This is a genomic window from Tateyamaria rhodophyticola, assembly GCF_047777875.1.
Taxonomy (GTDB): domain Bacteria; phylum Pseudomonadota; class Alphaproteobacteria; order Rhodobacterales; family Rhodobacteraceae; genus Tateyamaria.
This window is the reverse complement of sequence record NZ_CP180519.1, coordinates 1,583,236-1,609,220: the sequence shown is the minus strand read 5'-3', so window position 1 is coordinate 1,609,220 and position 25,985 is coordinate 1,583,236. Positions and strand designations below refer to the sequence as shown.

Genomic DNA, 25,985 nt, shown 5'->3' with positions numbered 1-25,985 from the left:
CACCCCATGCCCATCCGCGAGAAGCTGGCCACGTGGCTTGAACGCCCGCAGGTCACAAATTTCATCATCGGCGTCATTATCGTGAATGCCATCACTCTCGGCCTCGAGACGTCGCAAACCGCGATGGCGGCGGCCGGTGGGTTGATCATCATGATCGACAAGATCTGCCTGTCTATCTTTGTGATTGAAATCGTGGCCAAGCTGATTGCGTATCGCGGACGGTTTTTCCGAAATGGTTGGAACCTCTTTGATTTTGCGATTGTCGGGATTGCACTGCTGCCAAGCGCTGGTGGTCTGTCGGTCCTGCGGGCATTGCGGATTTTGCGCGTGTTGCGGGTCATCTCCGTCGCGCCCCGTTTGCGCCGGGTGGTCGAAGGGTTCGTGACCGCGCTGCCCGGAATGGGGTCGGTGTTCATGCTGATGGCGCTGATTTTTTATATCGCTGCGGTGATGGCCACGAAGCTCTTTGGGTCCAGCTTTCCCGAATGGTTCGGCAGCCTCGGGCTCAGCGCTTATTCGCTGTTCCAGATCATGACGCTGGAATCGTGGTCCATGGGCATCGTGCGTCCGGTGATGGAGGTTTACCCATTTGCGTGGATGTTCTTTGTGCCGTTCATCATGGTCACGACCTTTGCGGTGGTGAACCTGCTTGTTGGCCTGATCGTGAATTCGATGCAGGACGCCCATGCCGAGGAATCGAATGCCGCCACCGACAGCTACCGTGACGAGGTGCTCAAGCGGCTGGAGGCGATCGAAGCGAGGTTGGAGGCGCGCGACGGTTAGGTCACAGTTCACAAGGTGGTGAACACGGAATGCGCGAAACATCCTATGCCGAATGTGGGTGAAAGTGCTATGCGCTTTGCCAACAACAAAAATGACATTGTGGGACAGGATTTCGATGAAGCGCAGACATCTGTTGATGGGTGGCGTCGCAGCAGCCGGTTTGGGCGCCTGCGCGCCGCAGACCAAGTTCAGGACATATAACGGGCCCGAAGTCACCTATGTCGTGGTGAACAAGCAGGCGCGTGAGATGTTCCTGTTTCACAACAACAAGGTCCTCAAGGACTATGTCATCGATCTCGGGTTCGAGCCGATTGGGGACAAGTTCTTTGAAGGGGATGGGCGCACCCCCGAAGGATACTACACCATCGACCGGCGCAATCCGAACAGCCGCTTTCACCTGTCACTTGGTATCTCTTATCCCAATGCACGCGACCGGGCCGAGGCGGCAGCGCTTGGCAAGCCGCCAGGTGGCGACATCTTTATTCACGGCGAATCGAACCCATTCAAGCGCAAGCGCGAGGATTGGACCTGGGGCTGTATCGCCGTGACAAATCGCGAGATGGAAGACGTCTATGCGATGGTGCGCAACGGAACGCCGATCCTGATCAATCCCTGACGCTTACGTATTCGGCGTCGTGGTCACGATGACCAGCTCTTCCTCATCGGTGGCGATGTCTTCGGGGTTGTCCACGGCTTCGGGCACCAGTCGTGATGCAGAGGGGTTGGCCTCTGGGATCAGGGGGCTGTTGTCGGGATTGCCCATGACCATGGTCCACCAGATCTTGCCGTTGGATTCCTGAAACCAGGCAAAACCCATATCCTTGGCTTGCGGCGACAGGATGGTGCGGCGGGTGTCGGTTTGCTCCATCCATGCGGCCAGAGTCTCCAACTCGGTTTCGTAGGTTTCCGAGATGTTTTCACCCACGAGGCTGCCCGCATATCCAACGCGCGCCAAACGGTCGATCGGCGATGACCCGTCCGACCCGAAATGCCAAGGGCGGTTTTGCAGGGACATGTCACGCGAATGCGTTGCTGCGGCTGCGTTCAGTTGTGGGTTCAAGGACACCGGTGCGGCGCCACGTGCGCTGCGCAGGGCGTTGACGGAATCAAGCATGCGGAACTGCAGCTTGGCGGTGTCATTGTTGCGGATGCGGTACAGTTTGGGCAACGGGCGACCATCCGCGCCGACGGTTGGAGCCGACGGACCCGTCGGAGTACAGGCCGCGACGGACACAGCCAGGGTCAGAAACATAAATACGCGACGCATCATCTGTGCTTACCACTCAGTTTGTTTAATGTGTTGCTACAGGGCTGCTCGTTGCATTTCAAACGCACATCGGCGTGATGTTGCGTGATGACAAGTGTTTGATTTGCGAGTGCGGCATTCGCGCCATATTTTACGCGCAATGGCAGGAATACCCCATTTTGGAAGGCATGAAATGTCCAAATCATCGTTTGTTACCCCAAGCCGCCGTGCGTTTTTGGCGGGCAGTGCCGCGCTGATCAGCGCACCGGCCGTCGCACAAGACGTGCCCGCAGGTCAGGCAGAGCGCGATCCCGCGTTGTCCGTACGACGCAACATCTCGAGCTTCCGTACGCTCGACTGGCGCCCCTATTTCCAGAACCTGCGCAAAGGCGCGATCCTCGTCGATATCGACAGTCGCGCGGTGCACTACTGGAACGAAGACCAGACCATCTACAAACTGTACCCGTCCAGCGTTCCGTTGACGGATGATCTGACGCGGCGCGGTCGCACACAGATCACTCTGAAAGACCCCGAGCCGGACTGGCGCCCGACGCCGTCCATGAAAAAGCGGAACCCCGAATGGCCTGACTATATCGGCCCCGGACCCGAAAATCCGCTTGGTACGCGGTCGCTGCACCTGAGCTGGACCTACTACCGAATCCACGGCACCCACGACACCCGCAAGATCGGGCGGAAATCGTCCAATGGTTGCATCGGCCTGTACAATGAGCACATCGAAGAGCTCTACGAAATGGCCAATGTCGGCACGCAAGTGTTGCTAATTTGACGACATTTCCGTGGTTTGGCTGTGCAGCGCCGCAAACATGGTTTCCATTCGGGCGCGATTGCTGTTTACAGAAAATCACGAGGTAAGTCTTGGGTGTGCGTCAGTGCAGTTACTGACGTGCAAAACTGGAGGTTATAACATGAAAAAACTCGTTCTCGCTGCTGCTCTGACTGCTGCTGCTTCGACCGCATTCGCCGGCGCACCTGCCGATCCGGTCATCGAAGCACCTGTGATCGTTGAAGAAGCAAACAGCTCGTCGGGCGGCATCGTTCTGCCCCTGCTGATCCTGCTGGCCGTGGCCGCAGTCGTCGCGGACTAAGGTCCGGACACTTGAAAATAGAAAAGGCGGCGCAGGTTTGCGCCGCCTTTTTTGTGTCTGCACCTGGAGTCGGCTTAGTCCAGCCAGCCTTTGAGGTTTTCCTCAATCACAGTGCTCAGCGCATCGATATGCGCATCGTCATCATTCAGACACGGGATGTAGGTGAACGTCTCACCGCCCGCTTCTTCAAAGCTTTCATGGATCTCTTCGTTGATCTCTTCGAGCGTTTCGATGCAGTCGGCGGAGAAGGCAGGCGCGCACACCGCAATGTTCTTTTTGCCAGCTTCGGCAAGGCGCGCGACCTCTTCGACCGTATAGGGCTGTAACCACTCTTCCGGCCCGAATTTCGACTGGAATGTCGTGATGATGTCCGTGTCCGCCCAGCCCAGCCGTTCCTTCAAAAGGCGCGTCGTCTTTTGACACTGGCAGTGGTACGGGTCGCCTTCCATCAGGTACCGGATCGGCACACCGTGATAGCTGCACACAAGGATATCCGGGCGCGTGTCCATCTTGGCATAGGCGCGTTCGATGGATTGCGCCAACGCCTCAATGTATTTCGGATGTTCGTAGTATGGCTCCACCGTACGGGTGGTCGGCTGCCACTTTTCCTCCATCAGAGCGCGGAAAAACTGGTCGTTTGCCGTGGCGGATGTCGCGCCTGCGTAATGCGGGTACAGCGGGAAAAACAGGATCTTCTGGCACCCGGCTTCGGTCATTTCCCGGACCTTGGATTTGGTCGACGGGTTGCCATAGCGCATGCAGAAATCAACCATCACCTGATCGCCGTACCGGTCGTGCATGGCCGCCTTGATCTTGGCCGTCTGATCCTTGGTAATCGTCATCAGAGGGCTTTCGCCCGCGTCGTGGTTCCAGATGCTCTTGTACGCGGCACCTGACGAAAACGGACGTTTTGTCAGGATGATCAGTTGCAGCAATGGCTGCCAGATCCAGGGCGAGTAATCGATGACGCGCTTGTCCGACAGAAACTCGCCCAGATACCGGCGCATGGACCAGTAATCGTAGTTGTCCGGTGTCCCCAGATTCGCCAGCAGGATGCCGACACGTGCGGGCGGAATCGCCGGGTGATCGGCGTCTGCGTGCACGGGTTTCGTGGCGTTTTTACTGGTGTCGAGCATCTGGGGCGGATCCATGAAATCTTCGGTACGCCTCAGATAAAGGGATTTGTCTCAAGGTCAATCTGGCAGCGGCGTTTCGTCCGCCCCGAGGGCATCGGCCAGCCGTGCGGTTGCCGACCCAGGTCGCAGGGGTTGTGGCTGGCTGGCATCCGGTGCCCAGCCCGTCAGGATCACCAACTCAAAGGTGGCAATGATACCGTCCCCATCCGCAAAGGTCGCGGCATAGATATCGGCGGCCCGTTCAAACAAGGCGCGCGCCGTCGGTCTGCGCAAGCGGGTCGCCAATGCATTGGTTTCCCCCATGGCGCGCAGATCCCGCATGAGGTGCCACATATCCCTGTATTTGACCCGCAAAGGCACTGAATCAGCGACGGGCAAGGCCAATCCTGCCCGCTGCAAGAGGGCGCCGAGGTCGCGCAGGTCCGCCATCGGTGCCACGCGCGGCGACAGGCCACCGTTCAGCGCGATTTCGGCTTCGGCCAGACTGCTGCGCAGTTCATGCAAGGTCTGTCCGCCAAGGCTCGCCGCCAACAACAGCCCGTCGGGCTTCAATGCGCGCCGACACTGGATCAGCTGCCCAACCGGGTCGTTGGCCCAGTGCAATCCGAGGCTGTGGATCACCAAATCGTGCGCGCCAGGTTCAAGTTGCAGAACGTCCGTATCGGCCACGACCGGGTACGATGTCGGCCAGATTTGCGGAAAAGCCGTGACAACGGCCGGAGCGAGAAACGGTTTGTTAACCAAATCAACGCGATCCTGCAGCTCGTCCCGCGCGGTGTCTTGCAGGAACAGGCCATCGGTCGTCGCACGGTCGCGATTGCGGCGCAGGGCATCAGGATCGGTCAGCAGATTGGGTTGGGTCATGGCCCAAGAATAGGTGGCGCATGCAGCTTTTACAAACCGCACTGGCTGCGATTTATCCGCCCCGCTGCCTCAGTTGCGGCGATACCGTCGACAGTGAATTTGGCCTGTGCGGCACATGTTGGTCACAGACGCCCTTTGTGGGCGGAACATGCTGCGATATGTGCAGCGTGCCCTTGCCCGGTCAGGATAGGAACGAGGCCGCGCACTGCGATGATTGCATGCGGCGGCCTCACCCTTGGGCGCATGGTCGCGCGGCGTTGAGATATGGCGATGTCGGTCGCAAGCTGGTGCTTGCCCTCAAATACGGTGACCGACAGGAGATTGCGAAACCTGCGGCACGCTGGATGCATCACGTGAGCAGAGGCATGATGGAAGACCGGCCGCTGATTGCCCCGGTGCCCTTGCATTGGCTGCGTCTGGCCAAACGCCGATACAATCAATCCGCGCTTCTGGCGCGTGCGCTGTCGGATGTGTCCGGGTGCGACTGGTGTCCGGATCTTCTGATCCGAACGCAATACACCCCTAAGCTGGACGGAAAGACCCTGGAGCACCGACAATCCATTGTCGCGGACGCCATCAAGGTGAACCCGCGCAGGCGTCACCGAATCGTTGGACGGCCTGTGTTGTTGGTGGATGACGTGCTGACCACGGGGGCCACATTGGGGGTGTGCACGCAATTGTGTCGTGCAGCAGGTGCAAGTGAGGTGTGCATTTCAGTACTGGCACGCGCGGGCAAGGCACCATACATGGCCTTCAACTGAAACGAACGGTGAAAGGAGCCGGATCGTGAAACCTGTTGAAATCTACACCTCGCCTTTGTGTGGTTTTTGCCATGCGGCGAAACGCTTGCTCAATGAAAAGGGCGTCACGTTTTCCGAGGTTAATGTGCTGGCCCAACCGGGTCGCAAGGCCGAGATGATCAAACGGGCCAATGGGGGCCGCACGGTGCCGCAGATCTTTATCGGCGACACGCATGTCGGCGGCTGTGACGATCTTTATGCGCTTGAGCAGGCCGGAAAGCTTGATCCGCTTTTGGCGGCATAAATGAAATCCGCCATTCTGCAGCTGAACGCGAGTGATGATCCGACGGCGAACCTGTCGGTGACGCTCGATCTGGCGCGGCAGGCGGTGGAAAACGGCGCGCAGTTCGTTTTGACGCCAGAAGTCACGAACTGCGTCAGCCTCAACCGGGCGCATCAGCAGAATGTGCTGCGCCACGAGCATGATGACGAAACGCTTGCGGCCTTGCGCAGGTTCGCGTCGGATCATGACATACACATTTTGATCGGTTCACTGGCGCTCAAGACCGAGGATGCGGATGGCCGCTTTGCCAACCGGTCGTTCTTGATTGGTCCGGATGGCGGCATCATCGCGCGATATGACAAAATTCACATGTTCGACGTGGAGATCGACAGCCGCGAAACGTTCCGGGAATCGGCCGGGTACCGTCCCGGGTCTCGGGCGGTTCTGGCGCAAAGTGCCATCGCGCCGATCGGCATGGCGATCTGCTATGACATGCGGTTCCCCCTGCTGTCCGATGCGCTTGTAAGCGCGGGCGCAAAAGTCCTGACATACCCGGCTGCCTTTTCGCCTGTGACGGGCGCTGCGCATTGGCACAGCCTGTTGCGCGCGCGGGCAATCGAAGCCGGGGCGTGGGTGATCGCGCCAGCGCAAACGGGCACACATGCAAGTCAGTCTGGGAAAACACGTCAGACCTATGGCCACTCACTTGTGGTCGACCCATGGGGCGATGTGTCACTTGACGCAGGAGAGGCACCCGGCGTTTATGTCTTTGATTTGGACATGGAAAAAGTGGCCGAAGCCCGACGCCGTATCCCTTCGCGGGACAATGCTCGGAGTTTTGACGGCCCCTAGGCGTCAATGAGTGAAGACAAGAACAGTCTTGCCATCTCGCTGTTCAGTGAGGTGCTGGCAGCGGATCAGATGATCCGCAACCGGCTGCATCGTGTGTTGCCGAAAGGCATGGAAATCTCGCATTTTTCGGTGCTGAACCATCTGGCCTGGCACGGTGGTGAGCGCAGCCCGGCGCAGTTGGCCGAGACATTCAATGTCACGCGCGGTGCCATGACCAACACACTGAACCGGCTGGAATGGGCGGGGTACGTGCATATCCGCCCCGACTGGGACGACGCACGCCGCAAGATGGTCGCGCTCAGCCCCGCGGGACGGCGCGCCCGTGATCAGGCGCTGAGCGCAATTGCCCCGATGGTCAGCGATGTGATCGACAAACTGGGCGAAGGCGCGGTGCGCGCCACGGTCCCGATCCTGCGGCAGATGCGGGTGGAGTTGAGCAACAAGTCTAAGCCGGATTGAGGCTGGCCGTGACATAGTTCACGCTCAGGTCGCGGTCGGACAAAGACCAGCTCCAGGTGATCGGGTTGAACACGAACCCCTTGCGGTCGACCGGATCAAGGCCCGCGTCGCGCATCAGATCAAACAGTTCGTCCGGCGTGATGAACTTGGACCATTCGTGCGTGCCTTTGGGCAGCCAGCGCATGACATGCTCCGCCCCGATGATCGCCATCATATAGGATTTCGGGTTCCGGTTGATCGTGGAACAGATGTGCAACCCGCCGGGCTTCAGCAATTGCCGACATGCGGTCAGATAGCTGAGCGGGTCGGCCACGTGCTCCACAACTTCCATATTCAACACCGCGTCGAATTTTTCACCGGCAGCGGCCATGTCCTCGGCAGTGGTGTGGCGATAGTCGATTGTCAGGCCGGATTGTTCGGCATGAACCTGCGCGACGGGAATGTTCCGTTCGGCGGCATCGGCCCCCACGACATCCGCACCCAGCCGGGCCATCGGCTCGGCCAGCAGCCCGCCACCACAGCCGATATCGAGTATCCGCAGCCCTTTGAACGCATCCGGCGCTTTCAGATCGCGGTCAAACTCTGCTGCAATCTGGCTGGTGATATAGTCCAGCCGGCAGGGGTTGAGCATGTGCAGGGGTTTGAATTTTCCGTTCGGATCCCACCATTCCGCCGCCATCGCCTCGAATTTTGCGATTTCGGAGGGGTCCACCGTGGTTTGATGCGTTTGCATTTCCGTCTCCGTATGCTCATGTGCGCTTTGAGCTCTATGTAGTCAGGTCTATGGACAAGCACAGTAACCAAAAGCGCGCAGTTCAATATCTGTATCCGCCGATTGATCCTTATGATCAGCGGATGCTGGATGTGGGCGATGGGCACCGGGTCTATGTCGAACAATGCGGCAATCCTGAAGGGATTCCGGTCATCGTGTTGCATGGTGGCCCTGGCGGTGGGTGCAGCCCGGCGATGCGGCGGTACTTCGACCCCGAAGTGTACCGCGTCGTTCTGTTTGATCAGCGCGGCTGTGGCCGGTCGCGGCCGCACGCGTCCGTGGTCAACAACACCACATGGCATCTGGTCGATGACATCGAATTGATCCGGCGCACATTGGACGTGGACGCGTGGATTGTCTTCGGCGGCAGCTGGGGGGCGACGCTTGCCCTGATCTATGCAGAAGCGCATCCGGCGCACGTGCGGCAACTGGTGCTGCGCGGCGTGTTCCTGATGACCCAAGCCGAGCTGGATTGGTTCTATGGCGGTGGCGCGGGGAAATTCTGGCCCGAAGTGTGGGACCGGTTTACCGCGCTGGTGCCCGAGGATGAGCGCGGCGATATGATCGGTGCGTATCACCGTCGGCTGTTTTCTGGCGATATGGCGCTTGAGACACGGTTTGCGCGGGCGTGGTCGGCGTGGGAAAATGCGCTGGCGTCGATCCATTCTGCGGGACAGGGGGGCGAGGCGCCCGGAGATTACGCGCGCGCCTTTGCCCGGTTGGAGAATCACTATTTCACCAATGCGGGCTTTCTTGAGTTCGACGGCCAGATCCTCGCCCATGCCGGTCGGATCAAGCATATCCCCGGCACCATCGTGCAGGGGCGTTACGATATGATCTGCCCACCAGACAGCGCCTATGCCCTGTCCAAGGCCTGGCCTGCGGGACAGCTCAAGATGGTGCGCAATGCAGGCCATGCCTTGTCAGAGCCGGGCATTTCCGCTGAACTCGTGCGGACCATGGACAGGATCGCTGGTAAATGACCCGTTTTGACCGACGTGCCCTCTTTGCGACCGGTGCTGCTGCGGCGCTTTTGGCGGCGTCGGGTGTTTCGGCTGCGCCGCAACGGGGCGGACGGTTGCGCGCAGCACTGTCGCCTGCGCTGTTCGAACGGGCGGTTGCCGCGACGGTCTTTGATAATCTCACCGAGATCGCTGCCGACGGAACACTGCGCGGAGAACTGGCAACGGACTGGCGCGCCAATGCGGACGCGACGCAATGGACCTTTTCGCTGCGCGAAGGGGTGACGTTCCATGATGGCACAGCCTTTACCGCGGCCGCGCTGGCTGACCTGCCGCTGAACATCCGGATTGAGGGTACGTATCAGGTGGTTGTTCTGCTCGACGCACCGGACCCAAACCTGCCTTTCCGTCTGGCGCAGCCGGGGTTCGAGGTGCGCGGCGCAACGGGCACCGGTCTTTACCAGATGCGCAAACTGGATGATGGCCGTCATTTCATCGGGGACCGTGTGGCCGATCACTGGAAGACCGGAGCGGGATGGTTCGATTCGGTCGATTTCGTGCAAATCGGCGCGGATCATGTGCGGGGTCAGGCGCTGACGGAACGGATGGTTGATGTTGCGGATGTTGTCGCGCTGGATGAATTGGCCGATCCGCAAGATTTCCAATTGCTGCCGACGACCGGCGCGCCGACCCACATCGCCAATCGTGCCGTGACGGTGCCGCTGACGGTGGGCAAATCCTGGCCACTGGACAATTACCGCATGGCGGAACGGTGGTGGATGGGGTGACGCCTCTTGCAGTTCCGCACCACCTTGCGTATATGCCGATCAACAGCGGCGTGCTGGGGTCCAAACTCAGCGCACCACCGGGAAAGACCAACGGGCCGCGCGCCCGTTTTTTTGTGCCCGAACACAAGCATTGGACATCATGACCAACGACCTTATCGCCAAAGCAGCCATTGACCGCAGGCTGGCCGAGATCATCACACCCGTGATTGAGGATCTCGGCTATGAGCTGGTGCGCATCCGGTTGATGAGCGGCAAGGAGACGACGTTGCAGATCATGGCGGACAAACCCGACGGCGGGATTGAGGTCGATGATTGTGCCGCGATTTCCACCGCCGTTAGTGCGACATTGGATGTCGAGGACCCGATCCTTGATGCCTATACGCTCGAAGTGTCCAGCCCCGGCATCGACCGTCCCTTGACGCGCCTCAAGGATTTCGATGCGTTCGAAGGCTATGAGGCCAAGCTGGAAACGGATGAACTGATCGACGGCCGCCGCCGCTTCAAGGGTGTGCTGGCCGGGGTCGAGGATGACGAAGTGCTGATCAACGTGGCCGAGGGCACAATCGGCCTCAAGTTCGAGTGGCTGAGCGATGCCAAGCTCGTGCTGACGGACGAGCTGATCAAGGAAATGCTGCGCCAGCGCAAAGCCGCGGGCGTGTTGAACGAAACAGATTTCGACGAAATTCAGACGGATGTGTCTGACGAGGAGGACAACTGATGGCCATTACATCTGCAAACCAGCTGGAGCTGTTGCAAACCGCCGAGGCTGTTGCACGCGAAAAGATGATCGACCCCGCGCTGGTCATCGAGGCGATGGAAGAATCGCTCGCCCGCGCGGCCAAGTCGCGTTACGGCGCGGAAATGGACATCCGGGTCAGCATCGACCGCAAGACCGGTCGCGCGACATTCACCCGCGTGCGCACAGTGGTCGAGGACGAAGAGCTTGAGAACTATCAGGCCGAGTTCACCGTCGAGCAGGCCAAGCAATACATGGAAAATCCCGAGGTCGGCCAACAGCTGATCGAAGAGGTGCCGCCAGTCGAGATGGGCCGTATTGCCGCCCAATCTGCCAAGCAGGTGATTTTGCAAAAGGTCCGCGAAGCCGAACGGGATCGCCAGTACGAAGAGTTCAAGGATCGCGCAGGCACGATCATCAACGCGCTGGTCAAGCGCGAGGAATACGGCAACGTCATCGTGGACGTGGGTGCCGGTGAGGCGATCCTGCGCCGCAACGAAAAGATCGGCCGCGAATCCTATCGCCCGAATGACCGCATCCGCTGCTACATCAAGGATGTGCGCCGCGAACAGCGCGGGCCTCAGATCTTCCTGAGCCGGACCGCGCCCGAGTTCATGGCTGAGCTGTTCAAAATGGAAGTGCCCGAGATCTATGACGGCATTATCGAGATCAAGGCAGTCGCCCGTGACCCCGGTTCGCGTGCCAAGATTGCCGTGATTTCCTATGACGGGTCGATCGACCCTGTGGGCGCTTGCGTTGGTATGCGGGGGTCCCGTGTGCAGGCCGTTGTGAACGAGCTTCAGGGAGAGAAGATCGACATCATTCCGTGGAATGAAGACCAACCGACCTTCCTTGTGAACGCGTTGCAACCCGCCGAGGTGAGCAAGGTAGTTCTGGACGAGGAAGCGGGCAAGATCGAAGTGGTCGTGCCTGAGGAACAGCTTTCGCTGGCGATCGGTCGCCGCGGTCAGAACGTGCGTCTGGCGTCGCAGCTGACAAATCTCGACATCGACATCATGACCGAAGCCGAAGAATCGGCGCGTCGTCAGGCCGAATTTGAACAGCGCACCAAGCTGTTCATGGATACGCTGGATCTGGACGAATTCTTTGCCCAGCTTCTGGTGTCCGAAGGGTTCACCAACCTCGAAGAGGTCGCCTATGTCGAGCAGGACGAACTGCTGGTCATTGACGGAGTGGACGAAGGCACAGCCGAAGAATTGCAGGCCCGCGCCCGCGATGTGCTCGAGGCGCAGGCCAAGGCGGCGCTGGAAGCGGCGCGTGCCCTCGGTGCCGAGGACAGCCTTATTGAATTTGACGGTCTGACACCCCAAATGGTGGAAGCGCTGGCCAAGGATGACGTCAAAACCCTCGAAGATTTTGCGACTTGCGCGGACTGGGAACTGGCTGGTGGGTGGACCACTGTGGATGGCGAGCGTCACAAGGATGACGGTGTTCTGGAACCCTTTGACGTGTCTCTGGAAGAGGCACAGCACCTGATCATGACCGCGCGCATCCTGCTGGGCTGGGTCGATCCGGCAGAGCTTGAGGCCGAGGCGGAAGAAGGCGAAGAGCTGACCGAGGAGGCCGAGGCCTGATCTCAGGCCTCGGATGGGCCTGATGGGACGCGGAGGCGCCTCAAAGGATCGGTCGGACGGACCGGAGCGCAAGTGCCTTGCCACGGGTGAGGTGCAGCCGAAATTCGGGTTGATCCGCTTTGTGGTTGGCCCGGATGATCAGGTTGTGCCGGACATTGCGGGCAAGCTGCCGGGTCGTGGCATGTATGTTGCGGCGGACCGGGACGCGCTGGACACAGCGGTGAAGAAAAAGCTGTTTTCACGCGGCGCCAAACGGCAGGTCACAGTGCCGGACGGCCTCGTGGATGAGGTGGAGCGCCAATTGGCGCGCCGCGTGGTTGATCTGATCGCGTTGTCCCGTAAAGGCGGGCGCGCGGTGGCCGGGTACGAAAAGGTCAAGAACATGCTTGCGGTCGAAGAGGCGCAAGTGCTGATGCAGGCGGCGGATGGCTCGGGACGTGGCAAGTCCAAATTGAGCACGCCGCACTTTGGAACTTACATCGGCTGGTTGACGGCGGACGAGTTGGGTTTGGCCTTTGGGCGCCAAACTGTGGTACATGGGGCGCTCGCCTCTGGTGGACTCACGCAACGTGTTGTAGAGGAAGCCAACCGTTTACGCGGAGTCCGTGAAAATAAGGTGGCTGATGCCGCCGGGCGTGACAAAAAAGGTGGCAGGGGCCACCTGGAAGGATAGACGAGCTATATGAGCGATACTGACGGGAAAAAGACATTGGGTCTGCGCAGCGGCGCACGTCCGGGCAACGTGAAACAGAGTTTCAGCCACGGGCGGACCAAGAATGTCGTCGTCGAGACGAAGCGCAAGCGGGTGGTTGTGCCCAAGCCCGGAGCCGGTAAGGCCTCCGGTCCTGGCGGCGCGTCTGCCGGTGATCCAAGCCGCCGTCCGGCTGGTATCTCCGATGCGGAGATGGACCGCCGGTTGAAGGCTGTTCAGGCTGCCAAAGCCCGTGAGGCCGAAGAGGCCGCAAAGCGGGCCGAGGAAGAAAAGGCCCGCGAAGCGGACCGCGAACGCCGCCGTGCCGAAGCCGAGGCTAAGGAACGCGAAGAGCGTGAGCGCGAAGAGGCGCTGAAGGCCAAGGAAGAAGAAGAGAAGCGCAAGGCAGCCGAAGCGGCGGCAGCGGCCCAAGCGGCAGCAGCGGCACCCGCAGAGGCGGCGGCGAAGCCAGCGCAGCGTCAGGCGACGCCGTCGGCAACCCCGCGCAAAACCGACCGTGATCGTGAGCAACGGCCCAACAACCGTGGTCGCGACGATGGTGGACGCCGCTCGGGCAAGCTGACGCTGAACCAGGCGCTGTCTGGTGGCGAAGGTGGGCGTCAACGCTCCATGGCGGCGATGAAGCGCAAGCAAGAGCGCGCGCGCCAAAAAGCGATGGGTGGATCGGTCGAGCGTGAAAAGGTCACGCGCACCGTCAACCTGCCCGAAGCCATTGTCGTCTCTGAACTCGCCAACCGTATGGCCGAGCGTGTGGGTGACGTGGTCAAGGCGCTGATGAACAACGGCATGATGGTGACGCAGAACCAGACCATCGACGCCGATACAGCCGAGCTGATCATCGAAGAGTTTGGCCACAACGTGCAGCGCGTCTCGGACGCCGACGTTGAGGACGTGATCAAGGAAGTCATCGACAGCGAAGATGACCTGCAATCCCGTCCGCCGGTCATCACGATCATGGGCCACGTCGACCACGGCAAGACATCGCTGCTCGATGCGATCCGCGATGCGAAGGTTGTCGCGGGCGAAGCGGGCGGCATCACACAGCATATCGGTGCCTATCAGGTGAAAACGGATGACGGCGTCACGCTGTCCTTCCTCGATACCCCCGGCCACGCGGCGTTCACGTCGATGCGGTCGCGCGGTGCGCAGGTGACGGATATCGTGGTGTTGGTGGTTGCGGCAGATGACGCCGTGATGCCGCAAACGATCGAAGCCATCAACCACGCCAAGGCGGCCGAAGTGCCGATGATCGTGGCGATCAACAAGATCGACAAACCGGATGCGACGCCTGACAAGGTGCGGACGGACCTGCTGCAACACGAGGTCATCGTCGAAAAGATGTCCGGCGAAGTGCAGGATGTCGAAGTGTCGGCCATCACCGGTCAGGGCCTTGACGAACTGCTCGAAGCGATTGCGTTGCAGTCCGAGATCCTGGAACTCAAGGCCAACCCCGATCGCGCCGCCCAAGGTGCCGTGATCGAGGCGCAGCTTGATGTGGGTCGCGGTCCCGTGGCTACCGTTCTGGTGCAGACCGGGACATTGCGTCAGGGCGACATCTTTGTTGTGGGCGAGCAGTACGGTAAGGTTCGTGCGCTGATCAATGACAAGGGTGAACGCGTCAAAGAGGCTGGTCCGTCGGTGCCGGTTGAGGTTCTTGGCCTGAACGGCACACCCGAGGCGGGTGACGTTCTGAACGTAACCGAAACCGAAGCCCAGGCGCGTGAAATCGCTGAGTACCGGGAGAAGGCGGCCAAGGACAAACGCGCTGCCGCCGGTGCTGCGACGACCCTCGAACAGCTGATGGCAAATGCCAAGGCGGACGAGAACGTCTCCGAGCTGCCGATTCTGGTGAAGGCCGACGTGCAAGGTTCTGCCGAGGCCATCGTTCAGGCGATGGAGAAAATCGGCAACGACGAGGTGCGCGTGCGCGTGCTGCACTCGGGCGTTGGCGCGATCACCGAAACGGATGTCGGTCTGGCCGAAGCGTCAGGCGCGCCGATCATGGGCTTTAACGTGCGGGCCAACACGCCTGCGCGGAACTCAGCGAACCAAAAGGGTGTAGAGATCCGGTACTATTCGGTGATCTACGACCTTGTGGATGATGTGAAGGCGGCGGCCTCTGGCCTCCTCAGCGCGGAAATCCGCGAGAACTTCATCGGCTATGCGCAGATCAAAGAGGTCTTCAAGGTCTCTGGCGTCGGCAAGGTTGCCGGGTGTCTGGTTACAGAAGGCGTTGCGCGCCGCTCTGCCGGTGTGCGTTTGCTGCGGGACAACGTGGTGATCCACGAAGGCACGCTGAAAACGCTCAAACGCTTCAAGGACGAAGTGGCCGAAGTGCAGTCCGGTCAGGAATGCGGGATGGCGTTCGAGAATTACGACGATATCCGTCCGGATGATGTGATCGAGATTTTTGAGCGCGAGGAAATCACACGCGTCCTCGACTGATCCTGCGATCCTGAAAAAACAAAAGGGACGGCATGACGCCGTCCCTTTTTCGTTTCAAGCTGTGTCGCCCTTCAGGCGGCGCGCATAACCGGCGTGCCGGAATACGTTGCACCGTCAACACGAACGGTCATCCGTCCGTCCGGCAGCGTGCGGACATAAATGCCCTGTACCAATATCGAAGTCCCCAGTGCGATTGTTCGCAGCATTCGCTTTCCTCCCCAAAGAAAAGTTATGAAATAAATGTACGTCACTTGGTTAATAAGTCATCAATAAACACCGTTCGGCGCCCAGAAACTATAACTTTCTTAAACTTTGACGCGAATTCCCTAGAGCCAATCGCGCAAAATAGGGATCAAAGGGATGTCGGCCTCGGGCATGGGGTAGTCGCGCAGTGCATTCGGCTTCACCCATTTGAGCGACTGATTCTCTTTTGACTGCGGCGTGCCTTCCCATTTCCGGCAGGCAAACAGTGGCATCAGCAAGTGGAAGTCATCGTAGCTGTGGCTGGCGAATGTCAGCGGAGCAAGGCACGACGCCCATGTGTCGATGCCCAGCTCTTCCTGCAATTCGCGGATCAAGGCCGCTTCGGGCGTTTCGCCGGGTTCGACTTTGCCGCCGGGAAATTCCCACAGGCCCGCCATGGATTTCCCCTCGGGGCGCTGTGCAAGCAAAACGCGCCCGTCCACGTCAATCAGGGCGACGGCAGATACCAGCACAACTTTCATGAACGGTAGTCCGCGTTGATGGTGATGTATCCATGCGTCAGGTCACAGGTCCAAACGGTCGCCACGCCGTTGCCCATGCCGATATCCACGCCGATGCGGATGTGGTCGCCTTTCATGTGCGCGGCGCCGTCTTCTTCGCGGTAATCCGGGCTGACCCAGCCCTTGTCCGCAACAAGGACATCGCCAAAGCGAATGGACAGGGCGTCGCGGTCAGCGGCAGCGCCGGATTTTCCGACCGCCATGACGATCCGGCCCCAATTCGGGTCCTCGCCAGCGATCGCCGTCTTGACGAGCGGTGAATTGGCAATCGACAGGCCATGCGTTTTTGCATCTGCGTCCGTGAGAGCGCCGGTAACGGCGATTTCTACAAACTTGGTCGCACCCTCACCGTCGCGGACCACCTGATGCGCCAGGTCGCGCATCACATCGCGCAGCGCGTCGGTGAAACCGGCGTCTCCGGTCACATCGACACCGGACGCGCCGGTGGCGGCACATAAAAGCGTGTCGGAGGTCGACGTGTCGCTGTCCACGGTGATGCAGTTGAAGGTTTGATCGTTGAGATCGCTGACAAGAGACTGCAACGCGTCCTGTGCAATCTGTGCATCGGTAAAGATATAGACCAGCATGGTCGCCATATCGGGCGCGATCATGCCCGAACCTTTGGCGATGCCTGCAATGGTTACGGTTTGCCCGTCCACAGTGCAGGTTGCGCTGGCGCCCTTGGGGAACGTGTCGGTGGTCATGATCGCAGACGCGGCATCCGCAATGGCACTTGGGTCCAATGTCCGGGCCAACACATCCAGTTTTTGCGTGATCCGTTCCTTGGGCAGCGGTTCTCCGATCACGCCCGTCGATGCGGTAAAGACACGGGTCCCCGGAATACCGGTTGCAGCGGTGACTGCACTGACCACCGTATCAACGGCCTCTGTCCCGTTGCGCCCGGTAAAGGCGTTCGCGTTCCCGGCGTTCACCAGGATTGCTGCCCCCGCCGTTGCATCCCCGCCCAGCTTGGCCTGACAATCCAGGACCGGCGCGGCCCGCGTGGCCGAGCGGGTGAACACACCCGCCACCGCCGTACCCGGCACACATTCGGCCAACATCACGTCCAGCCGATCCTTGTACTTGATCGCAGCGGACACCGCGGAAAAGCGGACGCCCTCAACGATGGGCAGGTCGGGAAAGCGTGCCGGTGCCAGAGGAGAGCGGGGTGCAGCGCCTGCCATTTTACTCGACCAGTGTGACGTCTTGCATCAGCGACAGGTCGAACCCTTCGAGGTCAATCTGATCAACCTCGGCCGCCTCACGAAGCGATGCGATATGGTTTGCCACCACGTCTGCGCGCAAGTTGTCGGCCAGCTCGTCGCGTGCCTCTTCGAAGGTCGGGAAGGATTGTGTGCGGGTGTCGTTCAATATGATGACATGCCAGCCGAACTGCGTCTGCACCGGCGCGGACACTGCCCCGACCTCAAGTGCGATCACTGCGGCCTCAAAGGAGGGCACCATGGCGCCTGTTCCAAACCATCCCAACGACCCGCCATTGGGGCCGGAGGGACCGGTTGATTTTTCACGCGCCACAGCGGCAAAATCGGCCCCGCCTTCGATCTCTTCGATGACGGCCTGCGCCGCCTCCTCGGTTTCGACGAGGATATGGGACGCGTTGTATTCTTCCTGTGGTGCGCTTTCGGCCTTTTGGGTCTCGTAAGCTGCGCGCAGCGCGTCTTCGGTCAGTTCCGCTTCGAGGAGCGAATTGATCGCGTCCCCGGCGGTCAAAGACCGCTCTTCGTTGTCGAGTGACAATTGGATGTAAGGTGCCTTGTCCGCCGCCGAGGATTGCGCCAGCAGTTCCTGCTCCACCAGCTGTCCGAGGATGCCGTCAAACAGCACTTCGTTCGGCAATTGCTGGTACTGTTCAGGCAAGGATTGGCGCGCCACGATGACGTGACCCAGCGTGATTTCGGTGCCATTCACTGTGGCGAGCACGGTATCGGCATCCTGTGCAGCCGCAGGCAGAGCCATCGCAGCAGACACGGCCAGTGCAGACAGGGAAAAGAAACGTTTCGACATGGAACAGTCCTTGGGCTGGGCACGCGGCTTGGGCGCGCATTGACACGGTTTCGCGTGACCCTTACATCGCCCTATGGACGCGGCCGGGGCCGATTATTGCCCCCGATACTTATGGGCTTGGCGCGTGCCCGGCAAGCAGTTGCTGCACAACATGAATTGATCGGCTGGAGACGGTATGCTCGGTTTTTCGACCCTCACCAAAAAGGTGTTCGGCACCCCCAATGATCGCAAGATCAAAAGCGTCCGGCCGATCATCGATCAGGTCAACGCGCTGGAGCCGGAATTCGAAGCGCTGAGCGACGAGGGCCTCAAGGACAAGACCGAGGCGCTGGCGCAGCGCGCCATGGGTGGCGAAGATCTGGACAGCCTGCTGCCCGAAGCATTCGCCAACTGTCGTGAGGCCGCGAAACGCGCACTTGGTCTGCGGGCGTTCGATACGCAGCTGATGGGTGGGCTGTTCCTGCATCAAGGCAATATCGCCGAACAGAAAACGGGCGAGGGCAAGACCCTGACCGCCACCTTTGCCGCGTACCTCAACGCGCTGACCGGCAAGGGTGTGCATGTGGTGACAGTCAACGAATATCTGGCGCAGCGGGATGCCGAATGGATGGGCAAGGTGTTCGGTGCCTTGGGCCTGACCACCGGTGTTGCCTATGCCGGCATGGACGAAGAGACCAAGCGCGCGGCTTATGCATGCGACATCACGTATGCCACCAACAACGAGTTGGGCTTTGATTACCTGCGCGACAACATGAAACCCTCCATCGAACAGATGGTGCAGCGGGGGCACAACTTTGCCATCGTGGACGAAGTAGACAGTATCCTGATCGACGAGGCGCGGACGCCTCTGGTGATCTCCGGCCCGCTTCAGGACCGGTCCGAGATGTACGTGACCATCGACGGTCTGATCCCGCTCATTCAGGACGAACATTACGAGTTGGACGAAAAACAGCGCAGCGTGACGTTCACCGAGGACGGCAACGAGTTCATCGAGGAACAGTTGCGCGCCCGGGGTATGATCGAGGAAGAAGCGTCGCTTTATGATCCGGAAAGCGCGACCATCGTGCACCACGTGAACCAGGGCCTGCGTGCGCACAAACTGTTCACGAAAGACAAGGATTACATCGTCCGCAACGGCGAGGTCGTCCTGATTGATGAATTCACCGGGCGCATGATGACCGGTCGGCGTCTGTCCGACGGCCTGCATCAGGCGCTGGAGGCCAAGGAAGAGGTCAAGATCCAGCCGGAGAACCAGACGCTGGCCTCCGTGACCTTTCAGAATTACTTCCGGCTTTACAACAAACTGTCCGGCATGACCGGCACAGCGGCGACCGAGGCGGAAGAGTTTGCTGAAATCTACGGGCTGGGCGTGGTTGAGGTGCCGACACACCGTCCGATCGCGCGCGTGGACGAGGACGATCAGGTCTATCGCACCGCCGGTGAGAAATACAAAGCGATCATCGAAGAGATCAAGAAGGGCAATGCCAAGGGTCAGCCGATCCTCGTGGGCACCACGTCCATCGACAAGTCCGAGATGTTCTCCGAGGCGCTCAAGGCCGAAGGGATTGCGCACAACGTTCTGAATGCGCGCCAGCACGAGCAGGAAGCGCAGATCATCGCCGATGCGGGCAAGCTGGGCGCGGTGACGATTGCGACCAACATGGCGGGCCGCGGAACGGACATTCAGCTTGGCGGGAACGTCGAGATGAAGGTGCTTGAGGCGATCACAGCGGACCCGGAGGCTGATCCCGAAGCCATCCGGTCTCGGATAGAGGCAGAGCACGAAGACGAAAAGAAGAAAGTGCTGGAGGCCGGCGGCCTGTTGGTGCTTGCGTCTGAACGTCACGAAAGCCGCCGCATCGACAATCAGCTGCGCGGTCGTTCGGGTCGTCAGGGCGACCCGGGCCGCACGTCGTTCTACTTGTCGCTCGAAGACGACTTGATGCGCATCTTTGGCTCTGACCGTCTGGACAAAGTGCTCAAGACGCTGGGTCTCGAAGAAGGCGAGGCGATCATTCACCCATGGGTGAACAAGTCGCTGGAGCGTGCGCAGGCCAAGGTCGAAGGCCGCAACTTTGACATCCGCAAGCAGCTTTTGAAATTCGACGACGTCATGAATGACCAGCGCAAGGTCGTGTTCGCACAACGTCGTGAGATCATGGAAGCCGAGGACCTGTCCGAGATCACGAACGACATGCGGGATGAGGTCGTGGATGATCTGATCGACGAATACATGCCCGAAGGCTCCTATGCCGATCAGTGGGACAGCGAAGGTCTCTATGCTGCGGTGATCGAAAACCTGGGTGTGAATGCGCCGGTCATGGAGTGGTGCGAAGAAGAAGGCGTTGATGACGAACAGATCCGCGAACGCCTGATCGCTGCCAGTGATGCGATGCTGGCGGAAAAGCTCGAAGCCTTTGGTGCCGAGAATATGCGCAGCATCGAAAAGCAGCTGGTCCTGCAGGCGATCGACAGCAAATGGCGTGAACACCTTTTGACGCTGGAACACCTGCGGTCGGTTGTGGGTTTCCGCGGTTATGCCCAGCGTGATCCGCTCAATGAGTACAAGAACGAGGCGTTCCAGCTTTTCGAAGTGATGCTGGAAAGCCTGCGGACCGAAGTGACGAACAAGCTCGCCCGTATCCGCCCGCTGACCGAAGAGGAACAGCAGGAGATGTTGGCGCAGGTTGCAGCGCAACAGGCCGCAGCGCAGCAAGTCGCCGCCGAAGATGCTCTGCCGGAACCGACGGCCGAGGCGGTGGCAAATGGCTTTGACGCAAGTGATCCGTCCACCTGGGGCAGTCCGGGGCGGAACGATCCCTGCCCGTGCGGGTCCGGCAAAAAGTTCAAGCATTGCCACGGGCGCGTTTGATCGCGCCCCATTCCTGCCGCAAAGACTCCCACAGCGGGCCATAAGCTGGCCCAACTTTTGCGCGACGTGTTGACGGAACCAATCCGTCGAAAGGGCGTGGGACCATGTCGCATAAGAAGGAAATCGTTACAGCGGTGGGAACGCTGGCCATTGCCGTTGGCATTGGGTTTGTCATGCAGCGCAGCGAAGCCGCGCAGGAACGTTATGGCGCGGGCGCACCGACCCCGATTGCCGTTCAGGACGCTGCACCCGCCGAAGAGATCCTCGAAAGCGTGGGCGCTGATGAGTTCATCAAGGTCGAAGCGATTGAGCTGACCTCGGCCAGCGAAACCGTACAGCCGACGGTTCCGGTCATTGATGAACAGGTTCAGCGTGTCGCAGCGCCTGCAAATGAAACGCTGCCACCGTTGACAGACGATGCCGCACCACAGATTGCCGAATGCGATATGACCGCGACCGCCAATGCCGTGCCGGGCGCTATGGCGGTGCTCGATCTCATGGCGCCTTGTGCGCCGAACGAACGCCTCACGGTCCACCACAACGGTTTGATTTTTAGCGAAACAACTGACGCCAACGGCGCATTGTCGGTGCTGGTGCCGGCCTTGTCGGCGGAGGCAGTTTTCATCCTGGCGTTCTCGAATGGGGACGGCGCGGTCGCTCAGACCCCGATCCCTGATCTCGCGGATTTCTCTCGCGTCGCTTTGCAGTGGCGCGGTGACGCCGGGTTCCAGCTGCATGCGCGCGAGTTTGGTGCCAACTATGGTGACGACGGCCACGTATGGTCGGGTGGCGCTGTGCAGGACGGAAACCTCTTGGACGGCGATTCCGGTTTCCTGATGAGCCTGGGCGACCCTGAATTGTCGGACCCGCTCTTTGCCGAAGTCTATACCTTCGCCTCGGCGCAATCGGACCGTGACGGGTTGATTGATCTCAGCGTTGAAACCGAGATCAACGCGCAAAACTGCGGCCTCGAGATCGAAGCGCAAACGCTCGAGTTTTCCCAACGTGGTGAAATGACGACACAGGATCTGACACTGGCCGTACCGGGATGTGATGCGGTTGGTGACTTTCTGGTGTTGAACAATCTGGTCACAGATATGAAAGTTGCATCCAACTGATCGCAACAAGGGCAATGATCCCGGATGGTATGGCTTCGTGCGGCGTTATGCGCCGCACTTTCCCTTTTTGGCACTGCGCTGGCCGCACAGGACGTCACGCTGACCTCGCCCGATGGGCGCGTGGAAATCAGCGGGACGCTTTTGGGCTTTGATGGTGAGTTCTACCGGGTCGAGACGATCTATGGTGAGCTGACGGTTGATGGATCGGGCGTGCAATGCGACGGCCCGGCGTGCCCCAACCTTCAGAATTTTGTTGCCGAGATCAGCGTGTCCGGGTCCGCAACGATGGGCGCTGTACTGCTGCCCGCCTTGCTCGAAGGGTTTGCGCTGCGGAATGACTATACCGCGGTGCGATACGATACGGACGACAAGACCTATACCTATGAACTGCGCAACGAGAGTGATGATCAACCGGTTGCGCGGTTCTATGTCTGGGTGTCCAATACGGATGAAGGGTTTGCGGACCTTTTGGCCAATGACGCGGATATCGTCATGGCGTTGCGCGAAATCCGGCCAGACGAACGTGCGCGTGCGCGGGATGCGGGACTGGGCGACCTGACGCAGGCCAATCGCAGCCGCGTTCTGGCGCTGGACGCGATGGTGCCGGTCGTTTCACCGTCCAATCCGGTAGATACGATTTCTCCGACCGCGCTGGCGGAGGTGTTTGCGGGGCGTATCACCAATTGGTCCGCCTTGGGGGGCGCGGATGCGCCCATAGCGCTGCATTTGCCGGGGGCGCGGACGGGTTTGGGCCAAGCGGTCGAAGACGATGTGATGGGGCCTGTTGGTTATTCGCTGACAGACGGCATCGCGCGTCATGATCGCGGTGTGGACCTGGTGGATGCAGTGAACCGCGATCCGTTTGCGCTTGGTATTGCGAGTTTTGCGGAGGTGGGCAACGCCCGCGCGCTGAGCCTTGCGGGACCGTGTGGGTTTTCGCTGTCGGCGACGCGCGGGACGATCAAGACAGAGGATTATCCGCTGACAGCGCCCATGTTCCTGTACCTGCCGGCGCGGCGGTTGCCCAAGGTCGCGCGCGACTTTCTGTCGTTCACGCGGGGGGCGTCGGCGCAGGTGATGATCCGCCGCGCGGGGTTTGTGGATCAGGCACCGGAGGAAGTTTCGATCAACGCGCAAGGCTACCGATTTGCCAATGCGGTGACGTCCGCAGGTCCGGAGGTTTCGTTGGAAGAGTTGCAGCGGATGACGCGTACGCTTTACCCCATGACCCGGCTGTCGATTTCGTTCCGGTTTGAAACCGGGTCGGTTCGGCTGGACGCGCAATCGCGGTCAAATGTGCAGCAATTGGCGCGGGCCCTTGAGCAAGGCAAATACGACGCGCGGCAGATGCTGTTGGCGGGGTTCAGTGATGGGGATGGTCCGGCCGAAACCAATCGCAACATTGCGTTGCGCCGCGCGGAGGCGGTGCGGCGCGCCTTGATCGCTGCGGCGGAGACGGCGAATTTTGATCGGATCGATTTGAGTGTGGACGCGTTCGGGGAGGCGTTGCCGATGGCCTGTGATGAGAGCGCATGGGGCCGTCAAGCCAATCGCCGGGTGGAGGTTTGGGTTCGGTAGGCGGGCAAATTTTGCAAAATTTGCCGGCCCGCCATCAGAGGTAACCTTCTGATTTGAAACTCAATTCACGCGATTTCCCGACAATCAGGTGGTCGTGCAGCGTCAGGCCGAGCGCTTGGCAGGCGGTTTCGATTTGCTCGGTCATGTCGATATCCGACTGGCTCGGGGTCGGATCACCGGAGGGGTGGTTGTGCACGAGGATCAGCGCGGAAGCGTTGAGTTCCAGCGCGCGTTTGGCCACCTCGCGCGGGTAGACAGGGACATGGTCCACGGTGCCCTTGGCCTGCTCTTCATCCGCGATCAGCACATTCTTTCGGTCGAGATAGAGGACGCGAAACTGTTCCGTTTCGCGGTGGGCCATGGTCGTGTGGCAGTAATCCAGCAACGCGTCCCAACTGGAAATCACCTGTTTGTTCAATACTTTGGCGCGTGCGAGGCGCTGGGCCGCGGCTTCGATGATTTTCAGCTCGCAAATGACGGCATCCCCCACACCCTTGAGCGCGCGGAGCCGTTCGGCAGGGGCGGATACGACGCGATTGAAGTCGCCAAATTCCGCCATCAGCAGATGTGCCAGCGGTTTGACATCCTGCCGTGGAATTGCGCGAAACAGCACCAGTTCCAACATCTCGTAATCAGGCAGGGCAGCGGCCCCGCCGTCCATGAAACGGCTGCGCAAACGCTTGCGGTGATCCGCCATGTAGGACGGTGTGCGCCCCTTGGGGATCGCGACAGGCAGCGCTTCATCAAGGTCAAAAGGGAGCGGTTGTTCGGCAAATTCAGACATGTCCCAACAGTGACGCAGTCGTGGTGAATGAACGGTTAACCGACGCGAAAAAACGGGGGCACACTGCGTACACAGACTGTGCACAGGGTGTGCACCGTTTTGGTGCACTGCGGCTGTGTGATGGGCAAGGACTGCCCATCATCCGTTTGTGTCGGCTTGTGTCCTGGTGTCAGCCCTTCATCGAATCCCAGAAGGATTTGACGGAGGAAAAGAAGCTGCTGGATTCGGGGTTATTCTCTTCGGAGAGGTCTTCGAATTCGCGAAGCAGTTCCTTTTGACGTGCTGTCAGGTTCACCGGGGTTTCGACGGCCAGTTCGATGAACATGTCGCCCGTGCCGCCGCCGCGCAGGGCGGGCATGCCTTTGGAGCGCAGGCGCATCTGACGGCCCGACTGTGACCCGGCGGGGATCTGCACGCGGCCACGGCCACCGTCGATGGTGGGGACCTCGATGCTGCCGCCCAGGGCAGCGGTGCCCATGCTGACCGGAACGCGACAGAACAGGTTGGTGCCGTCCCGCTCGAACAGCTTGTGGTCGCTCACCTCGATGAAAATGTAGAGGTCGCCCGTGGGGCCGCCGCGCATGCCGGCCTCGCCCTCGCCTGCGAGGCGGATGCGGGTGCCGGTTTCGACGCCTGCGGGGATGTTCACGCTGAGCGCGCGATCCTTTTCCACGCGACCCGCGCCCGCGCAGACCTTGCACGGATCCTTGATGATCTGGCCGAGGCCGGAGCATGTCGGGCACGTGCGTTCGACGGTAAAGAAGCCCTGTTGTGCGCGCACCTTGCCCATGCCGGAGCAGGTCGGGCAGGTGGCGGGTTCAGAGCCGCCTTCGGCACCGGTGCCGTTGCACGATCCGCAGGATACAGAGGTCGGGACGTTGATCGACTTTTGCATGCCCGCAAAGGCGTCTTCGAGCGAGATGCGCAGGTTGTAGCGCAGGTCGGAGCCGCGCGCGGCGCGGCGTCCGCCGCCGCCCCCGCGACCGCCGAAGTCGCCAAAGAGGTCCCCGAACATGTCCGAAAACGCGTCGGTAAAGTCCTGTTGACCGCCGCCAAAGCCGCCGCCGGGGCGTCCGCCACCCCCCATGCCACCTTCGAAAGCGGCGTGACCATAGCGGTCATAAGCCGCCTTCTTATCGGCGTCCTTGAGCACTTCGTAGGCTTCGTTGGCCTCTTTGAACTGCGCTTCGGCATTGGGATTGTCGGCGTTGCGGTCGGGGTGCAATTCCTTGGCCTTCTTGCGAAAGCCCTTTTTGATTTCGTCCGCAGAGGCGCCCTTGGAGACGCCAAGCACGTCATAATAGTCACGTTTGGCCATGGATCATGTCCTTTGCTGGAACGTGCAAGGCCGGCCCTGTTGGGACC

At 60.3% G+C, this 25,985-nt stretch carries 27 protein-coding genes and 1 pseudogene; 18 read left to right on the top strand and 10 right to left on the bottom strand.

Features of this window, described 5'->3' with window-relative positions:
• Positions 1-6: 6 nt before the first annotated feature.
• Both ACERHN_RS09575 and ACERHN_RS09570 read left to right on the top strand, forming a co-directional pair.
• Positions 7-783, top strand: coding sequence for an ion transporter (locus tag ACERHN_RS09575; RefSeq protein ID WP_415922406.1), 777 nt, complete (start codon positions 7-9; stop codon positions 781-783).
• 115 nt (positions 784-898) lie between these two features.
• On the top strand, positions 899-1,399 hold the full coding sequence (locus ACERHN_RS09570) for a L,D-transpeptidase family protein (RefSeq protein WP_415922405.1): 501 nt from the start codon (positions 899-901) through the stop codon (positions 1,397-1,399).
• 3 nt (positions 1,400-1,402) lie between these two features.
• Here ACERHN_RS09570 and ACERHN_RS09565 read toward each other — a convergent pair whose 3' ends face one another.
• Positions 1,403-2,035 (bottom strand): CAP domain-containing protein, encoded by a 633-nt coding sequence (locus ACERHN_RS09565; protein ID WP_415922404.1) that lies wholly within the window; start codon positions 2,033-2,035, stop codon positions 1,403-1,405.
• Positions 2,036-2,222: 187 nt separating this feature from the next.
• On the opposite strand from ACERHN_RS09565, the gene ACERHN_RS09560 reads away from it, so the two are divergent.
• Positions 2,223-2,816 carry a L,D-transpeptidase gene (locus ACERHN_RS09560; protein ID WP_415922403.1) on the top strand — a complete coding sequence of 198 codons (594 nt, stop codon included), beginning with the start codon at positions 2,223-2,225 and terminating at the stop codon, positions 2,814-2,816.
• Positions 2,817-2,955: 139 nt separating this feature from the next.
• Positions 2,956-3,135, top strand: coding sequence for a hypothetical protein (locus ACERHN_RS09555; RefSeq protein ID WP_415922402.1), 180 nt, complete (start codon positions 2,956-2,958; stop codon positions 3,133-3,135).
• A 74-nt stretch (positions 3,136-3,209) separates the two neighbouring features.
• Here ACERHN_RS09555 and hemH read toward each other — a convergent pair whose 3' ends face one another.
• Complete coding sequence (gene hemH / locus ACERHN_RS09550) at positions 3,210-4,271, bottom strand: ferrochelatase (protein WP_415922718.1); 1,062 nt, start codon at positions 4,269-4,271, stop codon at positions 3,210-3,212.
• 57 nt (positions 4,272-4,328) lie between these two features.
• Positions 4,329-5,135: a methyltransferase domain-containing protein gene (locus tag ACERHN_RS09545; protein WP_415922401.1), complete on the bottom strand. Its 807-nt coding sequence runs from the start codon at positions 5,133-5,135 to the stop codon at positions 4,329-4,331.
• Positions 5,136-5,155: 20 nt separating this feature from the next.
• Between ACERHN_RS09545 and ACERHN_RS09540 the strand changes: the two are divergent.
• The 5 genes and pseudogenes from ACERHN_RS09540 to ACERHN_RS09520 form a co-directional block, all read left to right on the top strand.
• Positions 5,156-5,296: pseudogene (locus ACERHN_RS09540) on the top strand (double zinc ribbon domain-containing protein); the annotation flags it as partial.
• A gap of 96 nt (positions 5,297-5,392) precedes the next feature.
• Complete coding sequence (locus tag ACERHN_RS09535) at positions 5,393-5,896, top strand: ComF family protein (protein ID WP_415922717.1); 504 nt, start codon at positions 5,393-5,395, stop codon at positions 5,894-5,896.
• A 25-nt stretch (positions 5,897-5,921) separates the two neighbouring features.
• Positions 5,922-6,179 carry a glutaredoxin 3 gene (grxC, locus tag ACERHN_RS09530; protein WP_415922400.1) on the top strand — a complete coding sequence of 86 codons (258 nt, stop codon included), beginning with the start codon at positions 5,922-5,924 and terminating at the stop codon, positions 6,177-6,179.
• Entirely contained in the window at positions 6,180-7,010 is an 831-nt protein-coding gene (locus tag ACERHN_RS09525; RefSeq protein ID WP_415922399.1) for a carbon-nitrogen hydrolase family protein, read from the top strand. It abuts the gene before it with no gap.
• 6 nt (positions 7,011-7,016) lie between these two features.
• Positions 7,017-7,469 carry a MarR family winged helix-turn-helix transcriptional regulator gene (locus ACERHN_RS09520; RefSeq protein ID WP_415922398.1) on the top strand — a complete coding sequence of 151 codons (453 nt, stop codon included), beginning with the start codon at positions 7,017-7,019 and terminating at the stop codon, positions 7,467-7,469.
• On the opposite strand, the gene ubiG is transcribed toward ACERHN_RS09520, so the two are convergent.
• Positions 7,456-8,202: a bifunctional 2-polyprenyl-6-hydroxyphenol methylase/3-demethylubiquinol 3-O-methyltransferase UbiG gene (ubiG, locus tag ACERHN_RS09515; protein ID WP_415922397.1), complete on the bottom strand. Its 747-nt coding sequence runs from the start codon at positions 8,200-8,202 to the stop codon at positions 7,456-7,458. The two genes, ACERHN_RS09520 and ubiG, sit on opposite strands and share 14 nt — an antisense overlap.
• A 50-nt stretch (positions 8,203-8,252) precedes the next feature.
• Here ubiG and pip point away from each other — a divergent pair, with 50 nt between their 5' ends.
• The 6 genes from pip (at position 8,253) to infB (ending at position 15,479) form a co-directional block, all read left to right on the top strand.
• The gene (gene pip / locus ACERHN_RS09510) at positions 8,253-9,224 is read left to right on the top strand and encodes a prolyl aminopeptidase (protein WP_415922396.1); all 972 of its coding nucleotides are present in this window, start codon (positions 8,253-8,255) and stop codon (positions 9,222-9,224) included.
• Complete coding sequence (locus tag ACERHN_RS09505; RefSeq protein WP_415922395.1) at positions 9,221-9,991, top strand: ABC transporter substrate-binding protein; 771 nt, start codon at positions 9,221-9,223, stop codon at positions 9,989-9,991. The genes pip and ACERHN_RS09505 overlap by 4 nt, the downstream gene beginning before the upstream one ends.
• 139 nt (positions 9,992-10,130) lie before the next feature.
• The gene (gene rimP, locus ACERHN_RS09500; protein ID WP_415922394.1) at positions 10,131-10,709 is read left to right on the top strand and encodes a ribosome maturation factor RimP; all 579 of its coding nucleotides are present in this window, start codon (positions 10,131-10,133) and stop codon (positions 10,707-10,709) included.
• Entirely contained in the window at positions 10,709-12,322 is a 1,614-nt protein-coding gene (gene nusA / locus ACERHN_RS09495; RefSeq protein ID WP_415922393.1) for a transcription termination factor NusA, read from the top strand. Before rimP ends, nusA begins: the two co-directional genes overlap by 1 nt.
• Positions 12,323-12,344: 22 nt before the next feature.
• Positions 12,345-12,995: an RNA-binding protein gene (locus tag ACERHN_RS09490; RefSeq protein ID WP_415922392.1), complete on the top strand. Its 651-nt coding sequence runs from the start codon at positions 12,345-12,347 to the stop codon at positions 12,993-12,995.
• 9 nt (positions 12,996-13,004) lie between these two features.
• The gene (infB, locus tag ACERHN_RS09485; RefSeq protein ID WP_415922391.1) at positions 13,005-15,479 is read left to right on the top strand and encodes a translation initiation factor IF-2; all 2,475 of its coding nucleotides are present in this window, start codon (positions 13,005-13,007) and stop codon (positions 15,477-15,479) included.
• 71 nt (positions 15,480-15,550) lie between these two features.
• Here infB and ACERHN_RS09480 read toward each other — a convergent pair whose 3' ends face one another.
• The 4 genes from ACERHN_RS09480 to ACERHN_RS09465 form a co-directional block, all read right to left on the bottom strand.
• Positions 15,551-15,685 (bottom strand): hypothetical protein, encoded by a 135-nt coding sequence (locus ACERHN_RS09480; protein WP_415922390.1) that lies wholly within the window; start codon positions 15,683-15,685, stop codon positions 15,551-15,553.
• 120 nt (positions 15,686-15,805) lie between these two features.
• A complete protein-coding gene (locus ACERHN_RS09475) occupies positions 15,806-16,204 on the bottom strand; it encodes a (deoxy)nucleoside triphosphate pyrophosphohydrolase (protein ID WP_415922389.1) in 399 nt (132 codons plus the stop codon).
• On the bottom strand, positions 16,201-17,427 hold the full coding sequence (argJ, locus tag ACERHN_RS09470; protein WP_415922388.1) for a bifunctional glutamate N-acetyltransferase/amino-acid acetyltransferase ArgJ: 1,227 nt from the start codon (positions 17,425-17,427) through the stop codon (positions 16,201-16,203). Before argJ ends, ACERHN_RS09475 begins: the two co-directional genes overlap by 4 nt.
• A 1-nt stretch (position 17,428) precedes the next feature.
• Positions 17,429-18,268, bottom strand: a complete 840-nt coding sequence (locus ACERHN_RS09465; protein WP_415922387.1) for a peptidylprolyl isomerase — start codon at positions 18,266-18,268, stop codon at positions 17,429-17,431.
• A 175-nt stretch (positions 18,269-18,443) separates the two neighbouring features.
• Between ACERHN_RS09465 and secA the strand changes: the two genes are divergently transcribed.
• The 3 genes from secA (at position 18,444) to ACERHN_RS09450 (ending at position 23,836) form a co-directional block, all read left to right on the top strand.
• Positions 18,444-21,140: a preprotein translocase subunit SecA gene (gene secA / locus ACERHN_RS09460; protein ID WP_415922386.1), complete on the top strand. Its 2,697-nt coding sequence runs from the start codon at positions 18,444-18,446 to the stop codon at positions 21,138-21,140.
• 104 nt (positions 21,141-21,244) lie between these two features.
• Positions 21,245-22,258 carry a hypothetical protein gene (locus ACERHN_RS09455; protein WP_415922385.1) on the top strand — a complete coding sequence of 338 codons (1,014 nt, stop codon included), beginning with the start codon at positions 21,245-21,247 and terminating at the stop codon, positions 22,256-22,258.
• A 24-nt stretch (positions 22,259-22,282) separates the two neighbouring features.
• Positions 22,283-23,836, top strand: coding sequence for a phosphate ABC transporter substrate-binding/OmpA family protein (locus ACERHN_RS09450; protein WP_415922384.1), 1,554 nt, complete (start codon positions 22,283-22,285; stop codon positions 23,834-23,836).
• Positions 23,837-23,870: 34 nt separating this feature from the next.
• On the opposite strand, the gene radC is transcribed toward ACERHN_RS09450, so the two are convergent.
• Together radC and dnaJ are read right to left on the bottom strand one after the other, a co-directional pair.
• Entirely contained in the window at positions 23,871-24,620 is a 750-nt protein-coding gene (gene radC, locus ACERHN_RS09445; protein WP_415922383.1) for a RadC family protein, read from the bottom strand.
• A 169-nt stretch (positions 24,621-24,789) separates the two neighbouring features.
• Entirely contained in the window at positions 24,790-25,938 is a 1,149-nt protein-coding gene (gene dnaJ, locus ACERHN_RS09440) for a molecular chaperone DnaJ (RefSeq protein ID WP_415922382.1), read from the bottom strand.
• Positions 25,939-25,985 lie beyond the last annotated feature (47 nt).